This is a genomic window from uncultured Hymenobacter sp. (assembly GCF_964243305.1).
In the GTDB taxonomy this organism is placed as follows: Bacteria; Bacteroidota; Bacteroidia; order Cytophagales; family Hymenobacteraceae; genus Hymenobacter.
The window spans coordinates 1-24,764 of the sequence record NZ_CAXTEF010000047.1; the positions used below are offsets into that span (position 1 = coordinate 1).

The following is a 24,764-nucleotide window of genomic DNA, read 5'->3' on the forward strand; positions in this document are numbered from 1 at the left end:
TTGCCAGGGGCCTTTCCGCCGTGACGACGACGCACAGGGACGCGTCGCGGATGTCTCGGCGCTGAACAAGGCCCCGAAACCCGACCGGGGCCCCATTGGGGCTACTAGTTCTCCCCGAACACTCCCCCGGGCGCTCCCCCAGACAGCTTCTGGCGCCCTGCGCTCCGCGCTTTCCCCGCGGCAGCTCGCTTCGTCCCTCACTTCTCCCGCCAGTTGGCAAAACTCTCTTCTCAGTTCCTTTCATGATTTCGTCTCCCCCCCTTACCTGGTCATCCCTCATCGCCCACTACTCTGCCCCGGCCTGGCAGCCCTTTGCCGAGCTGGCGCGGCGCTTCTACGCCCAGCAGGGGCGGCTGCTCCCCGCGGCCCAGTACCTGGCGCTGGCGCCGGCCGCCGCGGCCGAGCCCTTCCGGGGCAATGTCGCCGCCCAACAGCTGCTGGCCGCCGCGTTGCCGGCGGCCGGCCCCCCCGACGAAACCTCCGCTCAGTACGTGGCCCGGGGCAGGGCTGATGCCCAGCCCGTGCTCGCCGCCCTGGTGGAGGCATTGACCGCCCGCGGCGTCACGGCGGCCGACTTTGCCGCCACCCTGGCTTTGCCGGATGCGGGCCCCCAGCCAGCTGCTCTGCTCACGGCGGATTTCTGGGCCGCCCTCACGGGCGCCTGGCAGCAGCAGGTGCAGCTGCGCCTGGACCGCGAGGGTCGGGGGGAACGCCTGCTGGCGGCGCAGCCTGATATTGCCCACCGCGACGCGCTGGCCGCCGCGGCCCAGCAGCTGGCGGCCAACCGGCCCGCTGACTCGCTGCCCACCCTCAGCTTACTGCCCCTCAACGAGCTGGCCCGGGACCTGTGGGTTCCCGCCCCGCCCGCCGACAATCCACTGCTGGCTTTTGTGCTCGGCTCCTTACGGGCCGCGGCCCGGCAGGTAATGGCCCAGAACTACCCCGACGCCGAGCTAACCACCCGCCTGGTGGCCACCCTCGCCCCCGAGCTGCAAGCCAGCGTGCAAGCCCTGTTCGCGCCCGCCGCCGAGGGCCAGCCGCCCCTGACCACCGTGGCCGAGCTGGCCGGCGCCGAGGCCGGCACCCTGGCCGAGCGCCTGGTGGCGCTGCCGGCCAACCACCCCTTCGTTTACGCGCTGGCCGCCTTGTTTCAAGACGCTACGCAGCGCTTTTTGCAAGCCGAGGCCCCGGCGTTGATTACTGCGGCGCCGGCGCTGCCGCCCGTGGTGGTGCGCGGCCAGCTGCTGGGGGCCTACGGCACCCCCCTGGCGGGCTTCACCCTGCGCCTGACCCAGGTGCCGGCCAACCCGCCCGGCACCGAGCAGCAGCTCTCCCAGCAGCTGCTCGGAGAGCTGCGCACGGACAGCGACGGGCGCTTCAGCCTGCTGGTGCCCCGCGCACGCTACCTGAACGAGGCCGACGCGGTGGCGGAGGCCGCCTTCACCTTGCAGGTCGCCGTGTACCCACCCGGCCAGGACCTGGCCGGCGAGCCCGCCCTGATGGTGGGCTTGCTGCCTCCCGCCGACGGCGCTGAGTTGCCGGTTGCCACGGACCTGACGGCCACCCCGGACGACGCCGCGTCGGCGGAAGTGGCGCAGCTAAGTGGCGAGCTGCCGGGCGCCCTGAGCCAGTTGCTCGCGGACAACCACCTGACCACTCTGCGGGCGGTGCGCGAGGCCGGCGGCCTCGGCGCGCTGGCCCCGGAGCTGCTCGCCGACCCGGCCACGGCCGGGGCCGTGCAGCGCCTCGACGCACTGGCCCAATTTGAGGTGGTCTCGCCCGATACTCCCTTCCTGGAGCAGGTCGTGGCCAGCGGGTTTTCCTCTCCCGCCCAGCTGCTGGACACCACCAGCCAGGCCGAGTTCGTGGAGCGCGTGAGCGCCGACCTCGGCGACGAGGCCGGGCGGGCGCAGGCCGCCGCCTTCTACGAGCAGACGGCGGCCGTGCAGGCGTTAAGCCAGACCCTGGGGCTGCTGGCCGCCGCCGACCTGGCTACCGCCGGCCCGGCCGGCGGGAATGACTTGGCGCTGAGTGCGGCCGCGGCAACCAGCCTGGATGAAGGCAGCGCCCGGCTAGCCAGCCAGGAAGCCCAGGGCGCCGAGCCCGCTCCCGGCGGTGACGGGATGGCCTTCGCAACGACCGACGGGGCGGCGGAAGCGCAGTTGGTCACTGAGCTGCCGGGCCACACCATTGCGCCCGCCTTTAATCCCGCGCTCGCCGGTCCGGTGCTGGCCTACGCGGCGGGCGAGCAGTGCGACTGCCCGGCCTGCCGCAGCGCCGTGGGGCCCACGGCCTACCTGGCCGCGCTGCTCAAGTACGCTACCGGCAACCTGCGCCAGGAGACGGCCACTGGTCCGGCTAGCGTGGCGGTCAAGGATTTGCAGACCAAATTCTACCAGCCCTTCTGCGACTTAAGCGTGAGCTGCCAGTCGGCCGACGAGCCGGTGTGCCGCTACCGCCTGGCCATCGAGGTCATGCAGGCCCACTGGCGCAGTCTGCCGGCAGCCGAGCAGGGCGCGGCGCTTACCGTAGCGCAGGCCCGGCCCTACGTCGAGGCCGTGCTGGAGGCGCTGTTGCAGGCGCTGGGCACTTCCCTGGCCGAAGTGCGCGCGGCCACCGAATTGACCCGGCCGGCGCTGGCGGCGCGCCTGAGCTTGCCCGTAGAAACCCTCTTTGCCGTGCAAGACCGCTTCAGCCCCGCGGCCCTGGCCGGCACCCGCCCGCTCGACGCGGTGGAAGCCAACCTGGAAGAGCTCTTCGGCCTGGCCAGCACCGCCCGCGACCCGCTGAGCACCGGCCTGCTGCTGGCCACCAGCAACGAGGGCGGCACCGTTAAGCTTACGCGCTGGAACCTGCAGGGCCTGGACTGGGCCCGCAACACCGGGCTCGACGGCCTGCTCTCCCTGGAGGTAACTCCCGCCACGAGCGCCGCTACGACGCCCGAGGTGACAGCCTACGTTGGGGAGCGGTCGGAGGACAGCGTGGTGGCCCGCGGCAACCTGCTGCCGAGCACGAGCACCGCCACGGCCCCCGGCACGTTCACGGCCCTGCTGCACCCGCAGCACGGCAGCGGCCTGAAAGGGTCGGTGGTGGTGCAGCTCACGGGCGCGGTGGCGGCGACGACCTTCACCCTGGCCGTGCTGCCGGCCGTGACGGCCGGGCGCCGGCAGGCGCTCGAAGCCGGCTGGCTCGCGCAGGACGCCGCGGCCAGCCAGCCCCTGCGGGCGCACACCCAGCCCAGCTGGAACGGCTTTACCTTCCTGGTGGACCCCGACCTGCTCGGCCCCGACGACTTCCGCCCCCTGCGGCGCGGGCAGGCCGACCTGGGCAACCGCGCCTACCAGCTCTGGCGCCGGCGCTACGCCTTTCTGCAAACCGGCCTAGTGCCCGGCCTGCTCTCCGCCGCGAATCCGGCGGAGGGCGATGTGTACCCGCCTCACGTTTATAATTCGTACGCCTACGGCGCCGGCGACTACCGGGGCATCAACTCCGAGCTGCTCGACCCGGCCTCGCCGGCGCCCGACCCCGCCGGGGCCACTGCTCCGCCGCCGGCCGCCGCGGCCCCCGCGCTAACCCAGCTCCTCGACGCCCTGACCCGGCACTCGCTCACGTACACGGGCGACCCCGGCTTCAGCGCCACTCGCGTGCCCTGGCGCCGCACCTTCATCGAGCAGCGCTACGGTCCGGGGCTGACGGGCACGCAGCTGCTGGCCCGGCTGCACGCCGACGCGGCGGGCGACGCGGCGGCCAGCGGCTTCGCCGCCGAGGCGATGGCCAGCCTGGGGCTGAGCCTGGAGGCGCTGCAGCGGCTGCACGAGCTCTGGCAGCTGAGCCGGGTCCTACCCCCGGCCGCGGCCGACTATGAGGAGGCGCTGGACCTCATTCGCCAAACCGTTAAGAAGCGCTTCGAGTCGGCCTGGACCGTGGAGGAGCAGCTGCCGCCGGGCAACCCCGTGACGCTGGGCGCGCGGCTGTTCCAGCCGGCCCTGAACGAGCCGCAGGCCGGCCGCTGGGAGCGGGCGCGCGCCGCCGAGTTCAGCCTGAGCGCCGCCACCCTGCCGCGCATCGACCCCGACGAAATTACCCCGCTGGACCTGCCCGACGCCGGCCTGGGTGACCAAGCCAGCGCGCTCTGGCGCGCCCGCCAGGCCGAGCTGCTGGCCAAGCGCCAAGCCATCCTGGCCCGCGGCCCGCTGGCCCCGGCCGCGGCTGGGGCGGTGCCCACCGCCGACGAGCAGCTGGCGGCGATGCTGGCCTACGCCTACCAGCCGAACCGCTTCGACCCGGCGTCGGCGGCGCTGCCCGTGCCAGCCCCCTTCGGTGCGCTAGAAGATGTCTGGGAAGCCTACCTGAGCGAGAACGACCCGCAGCAGCACGCGGCGGCCGTCGGCTACGTCGAGCAGACGCTCATGCTGCGCCCGGCGGAGGCCGAGCGCCTGCTCGCGCTGCGGGCTCAGGTGCTGACCCAAGCCAGCGACAGCCTCTGGCTGGAGCTGGCCGCCCTGCTCACGCTCGGCTGGAAGCGGGCCGTCGCCTACCGCCAATCCTACGTGGCTGAGAGCGTGGTCGCGCCCAGCGACCCGGCGGCGCCCTTCACTCCTCCCTCCACCAGCTCCTGGCTGGCGCAGGAGGCCGCAACTGCCTTGGGAACCGGTACTGCCCTGGACCAGCTCATCCATACGCGCAAGCACCGCCTCGTGCAGTGGCGCGCCCCTTCCGCCGGCCGCGCGGCCTGGGGCCAGGCGCTGGCGCTGACGGTCCAACGCCCGCTGTTGGACCCCGACCAGTTCGTACCCGGCGACTTCCGCCAGGCCGGCGAGCGCAGCCGCAACGTGTACCAGCCGGCCGTCGCCGACGCCAGCAAGCCCTACCTAAACCCCGCCTTCAACCTGTACATGCGGCGGGCCGGGCTGGTGCAGTTCTGGTACGACACCCTGCAAGCGGAATGGGGCAGGGCCCTGAACCTGTCAAGTACCGCCCGGCCCAACGATGCCCGTAGCGGCCGGTACGCCTTCGCAGCCAACCTGCTCAACAGCACCCCTGCGGAGGTGCAGCAGCTGCACGCCCAGCTGCACGCCAACGTGGACGTGAGCGCGGCCCTGCGCCGCCTCCACCTGACCGGCCCCGGCCTCGACCTGCTGGTGGCCCAGCTCGACAACCCCAGCGCGGAGCGCACCCCGGAAATGCTGCACTTGCTGGTGCAGCAGCGCCGCCTGCGCCAGTACGGCGACTGGACCCGCGAGGAGATGGACCAGGGCTTCACGCCCAGCCCCCTGTACTTCCGCGAGCCCCAGGCCGAAACCGTCTCGCTGGCGGCCCAGCCCTGGCGCAGCTCCGCCCGCGAGCGGCGCCAGTGGCAGCGCAACCTTAAGGCCCGCTTCGACCAGGCCCGGGCCGTCACGGCCGCCCAGCAGCAGGCTGTGCGCAGCGCCGAGGACCAGTACCTGCCGCTGCTGCGCGACGCGCTGCTGGCGGCGAAGGTTGGGGCGCCCACCGACAGCTCCGAGAGCAAGCTCGAGTGGCTTGGCAACCGCTACCTGCTGGACTTCAAGATTGCCTGCTGCCAGCACACCACACGGGTGGCGCAGGGCATGGAGGTGCTGCAACGCATCTTCCTGGACCTGCGGGGGGGTATTCCCACCAACGGCCTGACCCTTACCACCGTTGGCACCACCTTCGAGCAGGACTGGCAGTGGCTGAGTTCCTACGAGCGCTGGCGCTCGCTCATGTTCCTGTACCTGTACCCGCAGAACGTGCTGCTGCCCGCCCTTAAGCCGGGGCAAAGCTCCCAGTTCCAGCAGACAGTGCGCGACCTGCGGCAAGCGGCGCGCATCACCCCGGCTGGGGCTCGTGATTACATGGACGCTTACCAGGAGTTCCTCACTGATATGGGAACCCTAAAAGTGGGGGCCGCTGTGCAGACCACCCTCGATTCAGTAAGTGCTGACGGCTTTCAGGCTGCTGGCATCCGCCAGCCGGTGAGCATACAGGTAGCGCTGGCGGCTAGTCAGACCGCCTATGCGAATCTTCATGCCTTAGACACCTCGGGGGCAGCCGAAAACAACTTCCGCTGGGTGCGTCTGCCGGGAGCAATTCTGGTCGGGCGGTTAGTCGGGGCGACGGTATACCAACCGGCTGATGGCGAACGCTACGTTTACGTGTTTGCATTAGTGCTGGATGAGCAAAAAAATACGGTCACCGGTAGCTGGTATCGGCGCATGAGTCTCGCTTATCAGCGCATGAGCCTGCGCACGCTTATTTGGGACGATGACTACACCCGACTGGGTCCTGCTGATACAGACACTTTGGATGGTGACAATGTGCAGCTGGCGCATACCGCGGCCGAAACCTGGGCACCGGTAATAGTGGGATTGCGGAAGAAGTACATGCCGCTGTATACCGACTTCCCCTATTCGCAGCCGGTATATGGCGCCGGCACGAGTGCCGGTCCTGACACGAGATTAGGTCTGGACAACGTTCTTGGTTCGGCCTCCTCCTACCACGTGGACCTGTTTTTCGTTGGGCTCGACGCCCAAGGCACGGGGGTAGCGTTTGAGCAGACCCGTACGTTCTGCTTAGTTGGCAGCGTGGCACTGTTGGCCTGCGTGCGCCAAAGCAACGAAAGCGTTTTCTGCGCCGCCGCAATCCAAACCAGCTACGATGCGAACTGGCACCTGCACACGACATGGCTGTCCCTAACGAACACCAGTAGCTCGGACCAGTACATCGTCAACCAAGCCCTGCGGGCACCTGCCGCCACCTTAGTGACGGGGACAGGGAGTACGGCCCAAACAACATACTTCAAAGCCGGGCCTCGCCAGCAGCTGTTCAGTGCAGTGGTCGCCAACATTCGACGCGCGATTGATTACGGCTACGGTGATAAATTCCCAATGAGCTTCACGTACGGCATTCACACCAGCGACTCACCGAACAACGCTTTGCTGTTGCCGCTCATGCCTCAGGGCTACAACGACCTAGTAGTGCCCGCTGTGGGAGTGCGCTTGACGGCGGGCACCCAGTCCATGTACTTGTCTAATGTCAAACTAACCATTTATTATAACCGCAGGCGACAGCAGGCCAACAGTTCTTCTTACTCCCCCAAGACCTACAAGCTAGACCTGGACATCGCTACTTTTAGCAACGAATGGATATACGCAGGTGACCGTAATCAGCCGTTAGCTTCCACCAACACCATCAGCGCGGTCACCTCTACGGAGTACGCGTCAACGAGTGAGTACTACTTTGTTGGCCCTGCCCTTCGTACTGCTGGCGGGCTAAGTTCAACGGACTCTATTGCCGCGCCCAACGAGGTAATAGGTTGCTACGGTGATATCAGTCGCACCTATGAGGAACCGGTGCCAGGAGCTGTCACCTTAGCTCTTGGGGGTGGAGCCACGCGCCTACTCGGCGGTCCGCTGCCTTCCCTCCCGCCGCTCTTCAGCCCGCTTACTACCAGTGCCCTCAGTGAGCGCCGCGCCAAACTGACGGCCGCCAACGTGGTTACCCCGTTGGGAGCGTCTAGCTTCGTTAACACTCTGGTCAGCGAGGCTTATTACAGCCTGCCTATCCTATTGGCTCAGGAATTGGTGCGCGGCCGCAACTACGACTTGGCTTTGCACTACTTCCGCCTAGTGTACGACTACACCCGGTTGGCACCCTCGCTGGCACCTGACCCGCAGCGGCTGGTTTACCCAGCTTTAATTAACAACAGTCCGAACACTTTCGACAGCGTTTTCGCCTGGCTCAACAACCCCAACAATCCCTACACCCTGGCGGGGCTGCGCGCCGACTCCCACCTGCAATTTGTGGTGATGAGCGTGGTGCGCTGCCTGCTGGCCTATGCCGATAGCGAGTTCACCCGCGACACGGCCGAGTCGGTAGCCCGCGCCCGCGGCTATTACGAGTTGGCCGCGCGGCTGCTCCGGCAGGAGATAATTCAGAACACGGTGTCGGACTGCGCCAGCCTGCTGGACCCCGTGGATGCCACTATCCCCGCGGCCTGGCTGCCGGAGTGGCGAGCGCTGAAAACGGTGCTGGCTGGCGTCAACCAACGGGCTGTGCTGGAGCAGGTGCTACGGCAGGCCACCGTGGGGGGCGTTGCTAACCGCGGTCTGCTGGGGCTTTTCGCGGAAGCGAAGGCCGGTAATCGACGCTGGGCCGACGCCTTCACTCAGGCCTGGGAGTTGGTGAACGGCCAACTCGACGCGCTGCAAGGCGGCTACGTGACGCTCTGCGGACTGGAGCCCAGCCCGTCAACTACTAGCCCGACGCCGGTGCCCGCGCTGCCGGCCGGCCGCCTGCGACCCTACGTGCCGTTCCTGAGCGCCAACTTCTGCGTACCCACCAATCCGGTGCCGTTGGCGCTGCTACTGCAGGCGGAACTGAACCTCTACAAGATTCGCACTTGCCGCAACATTGCCGGTATTCAGCGGGAACTAGACCCCTACGCCGCACCGACCGATACGACAACTGGCTTGCCAGCAATCGAAGCCAACGGCCGGCTCGTGCGCACGGGCCGCCTAGTCGTGCCGGCCACGCAGTACCGCTACGCCTACATCATCGAGCGGGCGCGGCAGTTGGTTTCGCTGGCCCAGCAGGCGGAAGCCTCGCTGTTGTCGGCCTTGGAAAAGCGGGACTCGGAGGCCTACAACCTGCTCAAGGCCCGGCAGGACATATCGGTCAGCAAAGCCACCATTCAACTGCAAACCTTGCGGACGCGGGAGGCGGAAGACGGAATTGACTTGGCCGAGTTGCAACTGGAGCGGAGCGAGATAATGGAGAACCAGTACGAGGAATTATTAGGCGAAGGGCTTATCGGTTGGGAAATAGCCCAGTTAGTGGCTATTGGCGTAGAAGGAGTAGCACGTGTGTTGGCTGCATCAGCAAGAGCAGCGGATATCGGTAAAGCCGTACTGTCCCTTGGTACAGCTAGTGCAGCCTCTGCTTTTGACGCTGTAGCTGCGGCTGCGGCCACCACGGCTCAGATTTCGGGCCTGCAAGCGAGCTATAAGCGCCGCGAGCAAGAATGGCAATTCCAGCGCAACCTGGCCGGCCAGGACATCAAAATCGGGCAGCAGCAAATCCGGCTCTCCGAGGACCGGCTGCGCATCGTGGGCCAGGAAAAGCGCATCTCGGAGCTGCAGCTCGACCACGCAGAATCGGTGCTCAACTTCCTGACCACCAAGTTCACTAACGCCGAGCTCTACGACTGGATGAGCCAGATCCTGGAGGGCGCCTACAGCTACTTCCTGCAGCAGGCCACGGCCACGGCCCGCACGGCCGAGCTGCAGCTGGCCTTCGAGCGGCAGGAGGCCCCGGCCGAAATGGTGCAGGAAGACTACTGGTCGCCGCCCGCCGACGGCTCTGCGGCGACGGAGGTTACGCCCACGGCGGCCACCGACCGCAAGGGCCTGACCGGCTCGGTGCGCCTGCTCCAGGACCTGACCCGCCTCGACCAGTACGCTTTTGAGACGAACCGGCGCAAGCTGCAACTGACCAAGACCATCTCCCTGGCGCAGTACTTCCCCACCGAGTTCGTACGCTTCCGCGAGACGGGCGTGCTGGCCTTCGCCTGCCAGCCCGAGTGGTTCGACCAGGACTTCCCCGGCCAGTACCTGCGCATCATCCGGCGGGTGCGCACCTCCATCATCGCGCTGGTGCCGCCTACCGACGGCATCAAGGCCAAGCTCGGCACGGCGGGTAACTCCCGCGTGGTGGTGGGCGGCGCGCCGTTTCAGACTCTGACCTTGCCGCGGCCGTCCGAGTCGGTGAGCCTGACTTCGCCCATTAACGCCACCGGCCTCTTCGAGCTGGAGCAGCAGGCCACCGAGTTGCTGTATCCCTTTGAAGGCTTGGGCGTGGACGTGCCCTGGACCTTCGCCATGCCGCCGGCCAGCAACGCGAACCTCGACTACTCGGCCATCGCCGACGTGCTCGTCAGCCTCGACTACACCGCCCTGGAAAGCGCCGACTACGCCCGGCAGGTGGTGCAGGAGCTGGGCACCGAGCGCCAGCAGCTGGTCGCCCTGAGCTTGCGCAACCGCTTTGCCGACCAGTGGTACGACCTGCACCACGCCGCCGAGTTGGCCCCGGCCGACCAGTACGTGGTGCGCCTGCCAGTAACTGCTGCCGACTTGCCGCGCAATCTACGCAACGCCCGCGTCAGCCAGCTTTCGCTTTACGTGGATGCCCCGCTTGACGTGGACCAACAGGAGGGCAGCTTCACCGACCGCAGCCACCTGGAGGTGCGCCTGACCCGCGGGGCAGGCACCGGCGGGGCGGCCTTCACCAACCAGTACGGGCTCATCAGCACCCGCACCGGCACCGGCGCCGGCCCGCTCTACACTGGTAACGCGGCGGGCTTCGTGCCTCTGCTCGGGGCCGCCCCGGCCGGCGAGTGGGTGCTCACCGTGGCCCCCGGCCGCCTGCGCGAGCGTCTGGCCGCCGGCCTGGTCAATGACATCTACCTTATTCTGGAGGTAGAAGGCGACGCCCCGGCGTACATCCTGTAGCCCATCAGGGGTCGGGCAGCAAAGCGAGTTAGGCCAGGCCGACTCGTTCGCTCGGCCCCTCGGCTACCTCTGCCCAGCCTCCCCGCTGGCGCAATTCCATTCAACCCGGCCCGGCCCCGCTCAGGCGCCTGGTATCCTCTTTCTATTCTCCAAGCGGGCGGCTTTCCACGCCCCGTGCCCCACCGGCGCGGGGCACTTAGCCCGCCGCGGCCTTTCGTTTTTATTCTACGACGCATCCATCATGAGTGATAAATCAGGAGCCGGCGCCATTTCCCTGCCCAAGGGCGGCGGGGCCGTTAGTGGCCTGGGCGAGAAATTTTCGCCCGACCTGTTCACCGGCACCGGCAACTTCTCGGTGCCGCTGGCCCTGCCGGCCGGCCGCAACGGGTTCCAGCCCGAGCTGACGCTGGGCTACAGCACGGGCGCCGGCAACTCGGCCTTCGGCCTGGGCTGGAACCTGGGCGTGCCGGGGGTTATGCGCAAAACCAGCAAGGGTATCCCGCGCTACGACGACGAGCAGGACGTGTTCATCCTCTCCGGCGCCGAGGACCTGGTGCCCATCGGGCGCACCGACTTGTTTTCCGCAGCCCGCCCGCCGGAGCGAATCGGCTCCAAGACCCAGTACCGCCCCCGCACCGAGGGGCTGTTCGCCCGCATCGAGCACTACCAGTACCTGGATGGCCGCAACTACTGGCAGGTGTGGAGCAAGGACGGCCTAGTCAGCTACTACGGCGCAGAAGCCGAGCCCGTCACCACGCCGGACCACCGGGCCAATCCCGGCAACCACGCCATCATTGCCGACCCGCTCTACCCGGCCCGCGTGTTCGGCTGGCACCTGACGCGCACCGTGGACCCGTTCGGCAACGAGATTATCTACCGCTACCACCGTGAGACGGTCACGGCCGGCCCACACCAGTACGAGCAAACCTACCTGCGCGACATCCGCTACGGCGACTACCGGGCCCCGAATGGGAGAGGGGGGGAGCCCCCCCAGCGCTACCTGCTCAGCGTCGAGTTTACGTATTCGGCAACCCGGCCCGACCCCTTCTCAACTTACGAGAGCGGCTTCGAGCGGCGCACGACCCGGCGCTGCGTGCGCGTGCAAACCTACACGCACCCGGAAACCGCCGACCTGCCCGCCGGCCATGCCGCCGGCACCGACCCGCTGGCCGCCGCCGAGCCCGCCCGCAACGGCAACCGGGTAGCCGTGAAAACCTACGCCCTGGGTTACGCTGACCAGCACCCCGAAGCTGCCCAGGCTCAAAATGCGGTTTCGCTGCTGCACCAGGTGCAGGTGCTGGGCCACGATGCCGGCCGGCCCGCCGGAGAGCAAACCGAGGCCATGCCGCCGCTGCAGTTCGGCTATTCGTCGTTCGCGCCCGACTTGCAGCGCTTCGCCCCGGTGGGCGGGGAGCTGCCCGCCACCTCGCTGGCCGACGACAACCTGGAGCTCATCAGCATCTTCGGCAACGGCCTGCCCGACTTGGTGCAGCTCGGCGGCGCGGCGCCCCGCTACTGGCGCAACCTGGGCGGCGGGCGCTTCGACCAGCCCCGGCCCATGCGCGAGGCGCCCGGCGGCTTGCAGCTGGCCGACCCCGCCGTGCAGTTCATCGACGCCAACGGCGACGGCAAGCCCGACCTGCTGGTCAGCCGCGACGGCCTGGCCGGCTACTTTCCCCTAAATCAGAACGGGCAGTGGGACCGGCAGTCCTTCCGCAAATACAAGCAGCAGCCCAGCTTCAGTCTGGCCGACCCCGAGGTGCGCCTGCTTGACCTCGACGGCGACGGCGTGACCGACGTGCTGCGCAACGGCAGCCGCTTCGAGTACTTCTACCACGACCCCGAGCAGGGCTTCGTGGCCGGCCCGCAGGTGGCCAGGCGCGAGCTGGGCGCGTTTCCGAGCGTGAGCTTCCAGGACGCCCGCGTGCGCGTGGCCCACCTGTGCAGCGGCTTGCAGTGCATCGCCATGGTGCACAGCGGCCGCGTCGAGTACTGGCCCAACCTGGGCCGGGGGCGCTGGGGCCAGCGCCTGACGATGCGCAACAGTCCCGTGCTGCCGCGCGGCTACAACCCGGCCCACGTGCTGCTCGGCGACGTGGACGGCGACGGGCTCGACGACTTCATCTACGTGCAGAATAACAAGATTACCCTCTGGCTCAACCAGAGCGGCAACAGCTGGTCGGCGCCCATCGAAATCACCGGCACGCCGCCCATCACTGACGCCTCGGCCGTGCGCATCACCGACCTGCTGGGCACGGGCGTAGCCGGCGTGCTCTGGACCCGCGACGCGCAGGCCGTGGGCCGGGCGCAGCAGTACCTGTTTCTGGATTTGACGGGCCGCGTGAAGCCCTACGTGCTCAACCAGATGGACAACCAGCTGGGCGCGCTCACCCGGGTCGGCTACGCGCCGTCAACGGCCTATTACCTGGCCGACCAGAAAAAGCCCGCCACGCGCTGGCAGACGCCGCTGCCCTTCCCGGTGCAGGTGGTAAGCCACGTGGAGGTGATTGACCGGCTTTCGGGCGGCAAGATGACGACCGAGTACGCTTATCATCACGGCTACTGGGACGGGGGCGAGCGCGAGTTCCGCGGCTTCGGCCGGGTGGACCAGCGCGACACCCAGACCTTTGAGCAGTACCACCGCGACGGCTTGTTTGCCGACGACCCCAGCGTGCCGCTGGTGCGCGTGCCGGGGCAGTTTGAAAGCGAAGACTTTACCACTGACTTCGTGGTCGATGAGATAGTGGTGCCTCCTCGGGTGGGGCTGACTAGCCCAAGTATCGGCACCACTATTACTGGCGATTGGACTGCGGCGGACTTTGCGGGCGCCGACTTCCTGCTCAGCCGTACCGTTGCCGGCCCCCCAGCCCTGGCCGGGGGCGTGCTGCCGGTGGCGGCGGGCTACTTTGCCCCGCCCTTAGAGACGCGTACCTGGTTTCACCTCGGGCCCGTCGGCGACGGCACCGGAGAGTGGCGGGAATTGGACCTGACGGGCGAGTACTGGGCGGGAGACCCGAGCCTGCTGAGTCGCCCGGCCGGTATGCTCGACCTGCTGCGCGGCTTGCCCCGGCGCCAGCGCCGCGACGCCATCCGCACCTTGCGCGGCTCGACGCTGCGCACGGAGCTGTATGCGCGCGACGGCTCGGCCCGGCAGGACCGGCCCTACACCGTCACCGAGAGCCTGACCGGCCTGGCCCAGGTCCGGGGCCTGGCCCCCGTAGTCGCTGGCCTGGTCGATACCTGGCTCGTGTTTGACGGCGCCTCCGAGGCCCCGGCGGGCCGGCGAGGAGCAGCTTTCAGGAGCCCGCAGCCCATCTTCTTTGCCCACGGGCGGGCCCAGCGCACCACGCAGTGGGAGCGGGGCGATGACCCGATGACCCAGTTCAGCTTTACGGCCGACTACGACGCCTACGGCCAGGCCCGCCGCCAGCTCAGCGTGGCCCTGCCCCGCGGCTGGGACCGCGCTACTGCCCTGGCCACGAATGCGCTGGTGTCCTACTCCGTGAGCCAGCACGCGGGCTACGAGGAAGGCCCGCAACGTAACGCCTACGACTCGGCCGGGCAGTACCTGGTAGACCGCACCGTCAGCAGCACTTCCTGGGAACTGCTCACGGAAACAACCACGCTGAGCGTGTTTGACTTGCTGGCCGACGCCCAGACCGAGGCGACCCAGGCCAAAGTCGGCCGCAAGCTACTCGGCCACTCGCTTCAGTACTACGATGGGGACGCTTTTCAGGGGCGGGAGTTTGGGCGGCTCGGCGCCTATGGGGCCCTCACGCGCTCGGAAGTACTTATTCTCACGCCCGAAAGCATTGCCGAGGCCTATGGCCCCGACGTGCCTTTATTACTGCAACCCGGCCAACCCAGCCCGTGGCCCGCCGAGTACCCGGCTGCTTTTCAGCGGGCCTACGCCGAAGCCTACCCTAGCGGCGCGGCGGGCTACCATCTCGGTAGCACGGCCGAATACGTGCCCGGCGGCTATTACCAGGTAGCCGAACGCCGCCAGTACGACTTTCAGTTGGCTACGCCGCCCGCGCGCCGCTACGGCCTCGTGGTGGCCCTGCTCGACGCCTTGGGCACGGCCGCCGGGGCCACGGGCACCCGCCCGCAGCGGGTGAGCCGCGTGGCGTATGACGCCTACGCCCTACTGCCGGTGCAGACCACCGACGCGCTGGGCCACCAGACCACGGCCCGCTACGACTACCGCCTCTTGCAGGCGCGGCTGGTCACCGACCCTAACCTGAACCGCACAGCCTACGGCCACTCGCCCTTGGGCCTGCTGCGCGAGACGGCCCTGCTGGGCAAGTTCGGGGCCGGCGAGGGCGACGTGAAGACCGAGGCCGCCAGCGCCGGGCTGGTACCGGATTACCAGGCCAGCACGTACCTGGAGTACGACTTTTTCGCTTTCGCCCGCCTCGGGCAGCCGGCTTGGGTCAGGACGACCCAGCGCGAGCAGCACTACGCGGTGAGTGCGCAGAGCGACATGCTGGTCAAGGCCGAGTACAGCGACGGCTTCGGCCGGCTGCTGCAAACCCGCGCCCAGGCGGAAGAGACACTTTTTGGTGAGGTGAGCTTCGGGGATAGTGGCCTGCCCGCCGACCCCACCGCGACGAACAAGCCCGCCCTGGGCCGCCGCAATACAGACCCGGTTAAGGTCAACGTCGTGGTAAGCGGCTGGCAGGTGTACGACAACAAGGGCCGGGTCGTGGAAAAGTACGAGCCCTTTTTCAGCACCGGCTTCGACTTCGTGCTTGCCGATGCCGCCGCCCGGGGGCAGCGCGTGCGTATGTTCTACGACCCCCGGGGGCAAGTCATCCGCACCCTCAACCCCGACGGCGCCGAGCAAAGCACCATCTTTGGCAAACCCAGCGCCGCAGGGCTAGGAGCGCTTGAAGCATTTGAGCCTACCCCGTGGGAGTCGTTCAGCTACGACGCCAACGACCTGGCCGACCTCACCCATCCAGGCCAGAACCGCGCTAATGCAGCCCACGTCTACACGCCGCAAAGCGCCGAGGTAGATGCGTTGGGCCGCGTGGTAAGGACCGTGGACCGCCTAGGCAGTACGGCACCAACCGGGACGCCCTCGGAAGTAGAGATGGCCTATGCCTATGACCTGACCAGCAACCGCGTCCGCATTACCGATGCATTCAGGCGTACAGCTTTTAGTCACAGCTATGACCTGAAGGGCAACGTACTGGCTACGCAGCACCTCGATGGAGGTCAGCGCATTTCCATTTTTGACGGGGCTGGGCAGCCGTTGCAGGGGACCGACGCGAAAGGCTCGCTTACGCTACACGCTTATGATGCCCTGGAGCGGCCGGCTGGCGCCTGGGCCCGCGACCGAGCGGCTGAGATGGTGCGCCAACGCCAGCATTTTGTGTATGGCAACGATTCCGCGCTTAACAATAAAGGGCAACTCACCGAGCATTACGACGAGGCCGGCCGACAGCAGTTTTTGGGCTACGACTTCAAGGGCAACCTACTGGAAAAGAGCTGGCAAGTTGTAGCGGATGAGGTTTTCACCAGTCAGTGGGGCATTGCGGCGGGTACCGGGTGGGGCGCCTTACCGGGTGGGTTCAATGCGCATTGGGATGATTTAAGCACGGCGGCTACCCGCCTCGCCCCGCGCCGCTACGAGACCAGTTCCAGCTACGATGCCCTAAACCGGGCTACCCGGCTGACGCTGCCCGCCGAGCCGGGCCGGCAGGAAGCCCGGCCCGTGCTGCTGCCCAGCTACAACCGGGCGGGCGCGCTGTCCCAGGTGCGGCTCGATGGTCAAGTGCTGGTGCAGCAGTTGGCTTACAACGCTCGCGGGCAGCGGCTGCTACTGGCGCGGGGCAACGGGCTGATGACCCGCTATACCTATGATGCGGTGAGCTTTCGGCTGCGGCGGCTGCGCACAGAAAAATACACGGCCAGTGGGCAGACCTTTACCCCGCTCAGCGGCAGCACCCACCAGGACACGAGCTATACCTACGACCTGGCCGGCAACATCACGGCCACCGCCGAGCGCGCCCCGCAAAGTGGCGTGGCCGGCGCTGGCCAACTCGACCGGCTTTTCACCTACGATGCCCTCTACCGCCTGCTCTCGGCCAGCGGACGCGAAAACCAGCCCACGCCCGGCCGTCCCTGGCAGGACAGCACTCGCTCGGAGGGCGCGGCCAGCACTACAGGCTACACGCAGCAGTACACTTATGACCTGCTGGGCAACATCCAGCAACTGCGCCATACTGGAGCCAGCGGCTTTACGCGGCAGTTTCAGTACACGGCGCCTACCAACCGCCTGCAGGCCATGCAGGCCGGGGCCGACACGATTAGCTACCAGTACGACGCGGTAGGCAACGTGACCCAGGAGGATGCCACGCGGCACTTTCAGTGGGATGCATCAGACCAGTTGCGGCAGTTTGCCACCTGGACCGGGGCGGGCACAGTCCCTACCCTGCTGGCCTACTATCTCTACGATGCGGGCGGGCAGCGGGCGAAGAAGATAACGCAAACAGCCACGGGCGTGTACCAGGTGACGGTGTACGCGGCGCAGGGGCTGGAATACCGCTACGAGGTGAGCGCGGGCACGAGCACGGCCGTGCAGACCCGGCTGCGCGTGCTCGACGGCACGAGTTGCCTCTACCAGCGCCGCTCAGGGCCCGACCTGGGCGACCTGCGCCCGGCCGAACTCTACTTCCTGGAAGACCACCTGGGCAGCGCCACGGGCACGGTGGATGGCAGCGGGGGCGTGGTAGGCCGCGAGGAGTACTACCCGTTTGGCGAAACCAGCTTCGGGGCCCACGAGAAGCATCGCTACCGCTTCTGCGGCAAAGAGCGCGACCAAGAAAGCGGGCTCTACTACTACGGGATGCGCTACTACGCGCCCTGGCTCTGCCGCTTCGTGAGCGTAGACCCGCTGGCGGCCAAGTACGCCTACTACACCCCCTACCAGTACGCGGGCAACAAGCCCATCATTGCCGTTGACATCGACGGCCTCGAAGCCGATAAGGACACCGGCCAGCAGGCGCCGGTGGGCAGCCCCACTAACCCAGTCCAACTTGGGGGTGTTACCGTCACGGGCCCTAAAACGCCCCAAGTAGACCAGACGCCGGGGAGTAGTATGGGACGGGCGGCGCTGATTGGGGCACCTGTCGCCGGGGCGGGTGCGGTGCTGGCGGCAGAGTTGGCGACAGCCGCTTCCACTGGTGCCGGAGCTAGCGCTGCGTCAGGCCCTGGCGCGCCCGTGGGTCTGATTATTACGGCTGTCGTACTCGTAGTCATCATTATCAGTTTTGCTATCGAGTATAGAGCAGCTAAGCGAGCTTCTCAAAAAGATAGAAAAGATGCTCTGAAGCCATACAACGATGAGTTAATGTCAACGGGTAGGATTACGACTGACCCAGCAATTATTGCTCCCGAGACAACTACAGATAAAAGAGCAGGCAGGCAGGACTTGAAATGGATTACTTACACTTGGCAAATTAAAGCTGGTACAAAATACACGTTCACAAAAGGGCCCAGGAAAGGGGAAACTATTGATATTGGTGGGCGGATTTATTCTGGGCGGACGGCTGGTCCAGCAGATGTCGATGCATCAAAAATAGTGCTAAGCGAAAGGTATGGAAGTGGGAGAGATAAAGACAAGTTTGCATCATTTGCCCCCGGCTCATTAAACATAGATAGGGAAAAGGTTGGCCCGGAGGGTTATTTAGCCATCCGAGGACGTGAGCAGCAGCTTATCGATTTTTATAAAGGCGCTATTTCAGACAACGGCACTTCGGGTAATCCAATACGTGGAGTGGGTAAGGATAACCCGGCCGGCCGTATATTTCATTTCTTTTCCAATAAAAATTTCGGACCCAAAGCCGGCTATACCGGCAATTAAACCATGCGCAATAAATTAGCTCGGCGTAAAAACTTAATGCCTGAGATTGAGCCAGGGTCATTCCTAGAGGTAGCCCTTGCGCCGGGCTATTATACATATGCTCGCAACCTAGATGGACTAAGCCGCTTTGCATTCTATGATGTCTTATCCTCTGAGTCGTTTACTGATATAAGATTAATATATAATTGTTCATTATTATTAACTGCTCCTTTACTAATGCCTGAAGCATCCAAATGGCCAATAATTGGCCATTTGCCCTTGGTACAAGACCAGCTAAGCACTGTATATTATTGGCGAGCTGAACCACCACCCTTTATAGATGAAAAGTCTCAGGAGCTTATTTTCTCTCCTGATGCGCAATATTTTTTGGTAGATTATACAAATAATACCCCTATTTATATCCCTGCATCTCCAGAAAGCCTACGAGGGTTGCCTCGTCAGTCGCTTTACCTGCCAGAGTTCATCGAAGACAAACTCCGTCTTCACCATGGGATAACACCCCAAGGCGGGTTGAGAGCACCCGTTCCACTAAAGCAACAACCACTTTGGTAAGGCTCCTTCCAATATACCAGAAACCATAGCGGAGATAAACTGCCGCAGGCGTGTACCAGGTGACGGTGTACGCGGCGTAAAGGCTGTGATATCGCTACAAGGTCAGTGCCACCAGTGCCCTGCTGGTCAAGGCCGAGTACAGCGACGGCTTCGGCCGGCTGCTGCAAACCCGCGCCCAGGCGGAAGAGACACTTTTTGGTGAGGTGAGCTTCGGGGATAGTGGCCTGCCCGCCGACCCCACCGCGACGAACAAGCCCGCCCTGGGCCGCCGCAATACAGACCCGGTTAAGGTCAACGTCGTGGTAAGCGGCTGGCAGGTGTACGACAACAAGGGCCGGGTTGTGGAGAAGTACGAGCCCTTTTTCAGCACCGGCTTCGACTTCGTGCTCGCCGATGCGGCCGCTCAGGGGCAGCGAGTGCAGATGTTCTACGACCCGCGCGGCCAGGTCATTCTCACCCTCAACCCCGACGGCACTGAGCAGCGCGTCCTCTATGGCTGGCCCAACCTGGCCGGCAACCTAACGGCCCTGGCCGAATTCGCGCCCACGCCCTGGGAGTCGTACACCTACGACGCCAACGACCTGGCCAACGAAACGCACCGGGGCCAGCCGGTGGCCACGGCCGTGGCCGCGCATTGGTACACGCCCCAGAGCGCCGAGGTGGACGCGCTGGGCCGCGTCATCCGCACCAAAGACCGACTCGAACCAGTTGCGGCCGGCGGGCCGCTGGTGGAAGTTATGATGGAGTACTTCTACGACCTGCGCGGCAACCGCACACGGGTGATGGATGCGTACCGGCGTGTGAGCTTCGAGCACGTGTATGATTTGCGGCCTAAAGCTGGCGAGGACGACCCCGGCGCCAACGTGCTCTGGACCCGCCACCTCGACGGGGGCGTGCGCCGGGCCCTCTTCGACGGAACCGGCCAGCCGCTACAAGGCGAGGACGCCAAGGGCGCGCTGACGCTGCACGCCTACGACGCGCTGGGCCGGCCCACCGACGCCTGGGCGCGCGACCAGACGGGTGAGGCCGTCAGCCGGCGTCAGTGCCTGGAGTACGGAGCCAACACGGCCGCCGCGCCGGCCAGCAACACGGTGGGGCAGCTCACCCGGCACTTTGACGAGGCGGGGCTGGTGCGGGTGCTGGGCTACGACTTCAAGGGCAACGTGCTGGAAAAGGAGCGGCAGGTGGTGGCCGACAGCGTGCTCACAGCCCAGTGGGGCGTGCAGGCCGGGACGAACTGGCAAAGCCTGCCGGCAGGCTACAACGCGCACTGGAACGACGTGAGCGCGCCGACCGACCGGCTGGCGGCGCGCGTCTACCAGACCAGCACGCGCTACGACGCGCTGAACCGGGCCACGCGCCTGACCCTGCCGCAGGAGGCGGGGGCGGGCGGGGTGCGGCCGGTGCTTGTGCCCAGCTACAACCGGGCTGGGGGGCTGGAGCAGGTGCGCCTGGACGGGCAGGTGCTGGTCGAGCGCGTGGCTTACAACGCCCGCGGGCAGCGCCTGCTGCTGGCGCGGGGCAACGGCCTCGTGACCCGCTATGCCTAATGATGCAGTAAGCTTCCGGCTCCTGCGCCTGCGCACCGAGGGCTATACCGCCAGCGGCCAAACACTCACGCCGGTGAACGGCACGGTGTGCCAGGACACGGGCTACGGCTATGACTTGGCGGGCAACATCAGCCAGACCCAGGAGCGAACGCCCCAAAGCGGAGTGGGCGGCGCGGCGGAGTTAATGCGCCTCTACGAGTACGATGCCCTTTATCGGCTCTTGTCGGCCAACGGGCGCGAGAACCAGCCCACGGCGGCCACACCCTAGCAGGACAGCACTAGAAGTGAGGGCGCGGTCAGCACCACGGGCTACACCCAACAGCACCAATACGACTTGCTGGGCAACATCGAGCAACTGCGCCACACCAGCGCTAATAGCGCGAGTAGCTTTACCCGGCGGTTCGATTACGGAGCAAAGACCACGAACTACCTGCAAAGCGTGCAGATTGGTACAGTCAATTATGCCTACAGCTACGATGCTAACGGCAACGTCGTGCGCGAGCAGCAGAGCCAACACCTGAGACGCGCTAGGCCATCAGACTACGGCTCAATGTGACTACCGCTTGTTGCAGGCGCGGCTAGTCACTGACCCTAACCGCAACCGCACGGCCTACGGCTGTTCGCCCCTACGCCTGCTGCACGAGACGGCCCTGCTGGATAAGCAGAATATTATATTATTAAGGGAAATGTCATTCCCCAAGTTTAATCGCCCACAGGCCCCTCTTCCGCCCAGCCCTTGGCCTACGAGGCTAGCACCCAGCTTGACTTTGATTTCCTTGCCTTTGGTCGGCGCAGTCAGCCCTGCTGGGTGACTATCGCTGAAGTTATTACTGGCCTTTTTAGCGTCATAAGCGCCTTTCATGCGGAGCAAGTACGGTATCCAATGTTCATACCTGATTCATGAACACTTAGACTTGCTAATGTTTACGGGTTCAATCCAGCCGCGACTTCTACCTCGCTTACTGCTTTTAGTAATGTTTTGGCAATGAGCATTAGTAGAAAAGACGTCTCAGTTTCCGCTCCCAACCTTGTGCTTTTCTACTTGAACCTTAATGAAAGCTGTTTTCTCTCTTTGCACGAAATTCCTCGATACCCATAATGCCCACGGCGGCTTCCCCGACGCCGAAGCTTTCTGGTGTTCTTGTGTGCTAAGCGTGCTGCTGGCCAAGCGCCACCTGGGCCGGGTCGCGCTCTATACCGATTCGCGCGGGGCCCAGCTGCTCGAGCGCCTGCGCTTGCCCTTCGACGAAATCCACGTCGTCTTCGACCAGTTCGCCTACCCGCATCACCTGTGGATGGCCAGCAAGCTCCAGGCCTACCGCCTCCAGACCGAACCGTTCGTGCACATTGACCTCGATGCCTACCTGTGGGCCCCGCTGCCGGCGCGCCTGGCCGGGGCCGCCATCCTGGCGCAGAGCAGTGAGGACGACTTCAGTTGTTACGACCGCGTGGTAGCCTATTTTCTGCGTCAGGCCGGGTATCTGCCTGAATTCGTGCGCGACCACGCTGTTAAACACGGCCCCAAGGTGCGGGCCCTCAACGCTGGCCTCTACGGCGGGCACCACCTGGCCGCCATCCACGCGTGCTGCGACGCGGCCTTTGAGACGATGGCCCACCCGGCCAATCAACCCATGTTCGCCGCGCTGGCCGCGCGTCACGCCCAGGGTGGCGGGGCCTTCTACGATTTCAACATTTTGCTGGAGCAGTACTTTGCTGGCGTATACTGCTACGAACACGGGCTGGCGGTTGGCTACGTGCTGTCAGAGCACGAGTCGCCTTATTTCACGCACCTGCTCGGCGACAGTAAGCGGCAGCCAGAGAGCGTCCGCAACCTGAAGAAGCGGGTGGCTCAGGAGTACTCTGATTATCATCGGCGGGCTCTTAGCCTGGCGGGGTAATCCACGTAAATTATCGTTACGAGCAGCCTAACCAACCTGCCTGGACAAACAAAAGCGGACGCCCGAATGGGCGTCCGCTTTTGTTTGTCCATCTTTGGCCGCTCAAAGGCTTGCCGGCCGACCCGGCCCGACCGTGGGTGCGGCGGCAAGCCGCTTCGGGGTAGGAACCGTGTCGTAGACGTCACCGGGCAAGCAGTTGAGAGCCCTGTACGGGTGCCAGCTAACGACATACGAACGATTAGCGCCACCCAACTGCCAGCACTGCCGCAGTCAGGTCAAACCCGCTCCACCGGCGGCCGGCATCAGGTCCGGGCTGACGCCGTGCCCTGCCCGACGGCCTAGCCCCTGGCAGGCCAGTAATCCGGCTCAGCCTATCCCATTCTGTGACTCCGGTCAAGCGCCAACTCCGGCCCGAGCTGAGACATGCCCAAGGAACTAGCAGCAGGCAGCAGTATCGGGTGGCAATAGCCAGGAGCCGCAATCTGCTAAAGTCAGCCGCGGGGGATGGGCGGCGGCAGGGCAGCGCCCGCGGCCTCGCGATCCTCGGCTTCGGCCAGCTTGCGCACCAGCTGGGCGCGCGCCAGGGCCGCCAGGGCCGCGTGGCGGTCGTGCAGCAGCAGCTCGCGCCGTAAGTCAGCGGCCGTGCCGGACCGCGGACCGGGCAAGGGGACGGGTAAGGCGTCAGCTTCCATAGCATATTGGGCTTATTCGCCGCGGCGATAAGTTGGATTATCAATCACGTTGGCCACGTAGGCGACCTGGCTTTTCAGCCGCCAGTTTTTATAAACGCCGTCGCCGTCGCGGCTCTGGCGCCCGCCGCCGGTGTTGCCCTCAACCGTCTGGCAGGTGGCGGCCACGCCCCACAGGTCGAGAAAGCCGACGTGGGAGACGGCCGGGTGGCCCCACTCGTAGCCCACCACGTCGCCCGGCTGCGGGGTGGGCTGGCTCGGCACCTGACGCCCGTGGTTGAGCACCACGTGCGACGCGTCGAACCAGCTGCGGGCGCGGCCGAAGTAGGCGGTACGAACGCCGCTGCGGCGAAAGCACCAGCTCACGAACCACGAGCACCAGGCCGAGTTAGGCTGTCCGCCGCCACCCCGCTGGTAGGCTTCTACTTCCGGGCCGTCGTTACGATTATGTGCCTCACGCACGTAGAGCTGCGAAGTGTACACCTGCTTGAGTTTCAGGCGCTGCGTGCTGGGTTGGGCCTGGCCGGGCAGTCCAAGGACTACCAGCAGCGCCAGAGTTATGCTTCTAGTCATCTTCTATAAGTTTAGGTTCAGCCTTGAAGTGGTTCCGCCGCGTCGCCGGCCATTGGGCCGGTAGAATCCCGGGCAATAGTTGCAGTTTCGTTAGCGCTGCTCGTGGGTTGCAGGAAGCGTGTTTTTACCAGTTCTGGAGCTGGTATTCCAACTGGCCTCTGCTGTCCCCGGATGGAACCGGCCCGCCGGCGTCGGCCTGCCCTGACCAGGCATGAGCCCCCGGCGGGGGTCAATGCGCTATCTGAGTTTGCGGCGGCCAGCTTTCGCTCGCTGATTCGGCTGGCGAACAGGGGCGAATTGCTTAGGAACCGCTTAAAGAAGTTCATCAGCCCCCGGTGCTACGCCCGGCAGCAGTTGATGCCGGCTCTGCGCTGACTAGTGCGGCACGATAGTGAGGGCGCTGTTGACCATACGCGTGGCCAGCACCAGGAAAACGAAGAAGGGTAGGAGCGAAAACAGGAAGCGCACGCAGCGGATGAGAAACTGAAACTGGGCGATGCGGCGGCGCTCGGCGGCGTGAAAGATAGAGTTGGCATTCGCCAGCTCGGCGGACGGCAGCTGGCTTATCAGGTCCGCGGTGAGCTTTTCGAACAGCTTTTCCTCCATGCTCTCGCGCACGTAGGCGTAGAGCACGGGAAACAGAAAGCGCCAGGCCACGAAGGCCATGGAAACGGCGGCGAAGAACTGCAGCGCGGCCAGCACCGGGGCGTTAAGCGTGCCAACGTCGAAGGCGCCGGCGGCCGGGTTCCACCAGCGCACCAGCGGCGGCATGGCGAAAAAGGCCCCGATGGCCAGCAGCACCATGAGCAGAATGCGCGGGCCCTTGCGGGCGGGAGTATCGGAATGGGGTTGCATAGGGATAGGGTAAGGGTAAGGGTAAGGGTAGGAGGGTAAGAAGCAGGATTTGTTGAACTAGGAAATAGGTGAAGACGAGGGTAAGCAGGCAGTTCCGCCCCGGTGGGCCCGCCCCTGGTCCGCGGGGCGTAGTGCCAGTGGTGGGTGGCTGACAGCTCCGAGCGGTGGACAGCCGGGGCGGGTGGCCCTAACTTCCAGGCCTGGGGCGGGTGCTTGCTTGCTTGCTTGCTTGCTTGCTTGCTTGCTTGCTTGCTTGCTTGCTTGCT

9 protein-coding genes are annotated in these 24,764 nt (G+C 65.7%); 6 read left to right on the forward strand and 3 right to left on the reverse strand.

Going from position 1 to position 24,764, the window contains the following annotated elements; genetic code table 11:
• The first annotated feature begins 242 nt into the window (after window positions 1–242).
• The 6 genes from ACFE70_RS18260 (at window position 243) to ACFE70_RS18285 (ending at window position 22,381) form a co-directional block, all read left to right on the forward strand.
• Window positions 243–10,511, forward strand: a complete 10,269-nt coding sequence (locus ACFE70_RS18260) for a neuraminidase-like domain-containing protein (protein WP_375419222.1) — start codon at window positions 243–245, stop codon at window positions 10,509–10,511.
• Window positions 10,512–10,752: 241 nt separating this feature from the next.
• Entirely contained in the window at window positions 10,753–18,381 is a 7,629-nt protein-coding gene (locus ACFE70_RS18265; RefSeq protein WP_375419223.1) for a SpvB/TcaC N-terminal domain-containing protein, read from the forward strand.
• 3 nt (window positions 18,382–18,384) lie between these two features.
• Window positions 18,385–18,933, forward strand: a complete 549-nt coding sequence (locus tag ACFE70_RS18270) for a hypothetical protein (protein ID WP_375419224.1) — start codon at window positions 18,385–18,387, stop codon at window positions 18,931–18,933.
• A gap of 203 nt (window positions 18,934–19,136) precedes the next feature.
• Window positions 19,137–20,483, forward strand: a complete 1,347-nt coding sequence (locus ACFE70_RS18275) for a hypothetical protein (protein WP_375419225.1) — start codon at window positions 19,137–19,139, stop codon at window positions 20,481–20,483.
• Window positions 20,476–20,751: a hypothetical protein gene (locus ACFE70_RS18280; RefSeq protein WP_375419226.1), complete on the forward strand. Its 276-nt coding sequence runs from the start codon at window positions 20,476–20,478 to the stop codon at window positions 20,749–20,751. The genes ACFE70_RS18275 and ACFE70_RS18280 overlap by 8 nt, the downstream gene beginning before the upstream one ends.
• Before the next feature lie 784 nt (window positions 20,752–21,535).
• On the forward strand, window positions 21,536–22,381 hold the full coding sequence (locus ACFE70_RS18285) for a DUF6734 family protein (RefSeq protein WP_375419227.1): 846 nt from the start codon (window positions 21,536–21,538) through the stop codon (window positions 22,379–22,381).
• Between the two features lie 491 nt (window positions 22,382–22,872).
• Here ACFE70_RS18285 and ACFE70_RS18290 read toward each other — a convergent pair whose 3' ends face one another.
• The 3 genes from ACFE70_RS18290 to ACFE70_RS18300 all read right to left on the reverse strand — a co-directional run bounded on the left by ACFE70_RS18290 (window position 22,873) and on the right by ACFE70_RS18300 (window position 24,498).
• Window positions 22,873–23,046: a hypothetical protein gene (locus tag ACFE70_RS18290; RefSeq protein WP_375419228.1), complete on the reverse strand. Its 174-nt coding sequence runs from the start codon at window positions 23,044–23,046 to the stop codon at window positions 22,873–22,875.
• A 39-nt stretch (window positions 23,047–23,085) separates the two neighbouring features.
• Window positions 23,086–23,643 (reverse strand): CHAP domain-containing protein, encoded by a 558-nt coding sequence (locus ACFE70_RS18295; RefSeq protein ID WP_375419229.1) that lies wholly within the window; start codon window positions 23,641–23,643, stop codon window positions 23,086–23,088.
• Window positions 23,644–24,018: 375 nt separating this feature from the next.
• On the reverse strand, window positions 24,019–24,498 hold the full coding sequence (locus ACFE70_RS18300) for a hypothetical protein (protein ID WP_375419230.1): 480 nt from the start codon (window positions 24,496–24,498) through the stop codon (window positions 24,019–24,021).
• Window positions 24,499–24,764 lie beyond the last annotated feature (266 nt).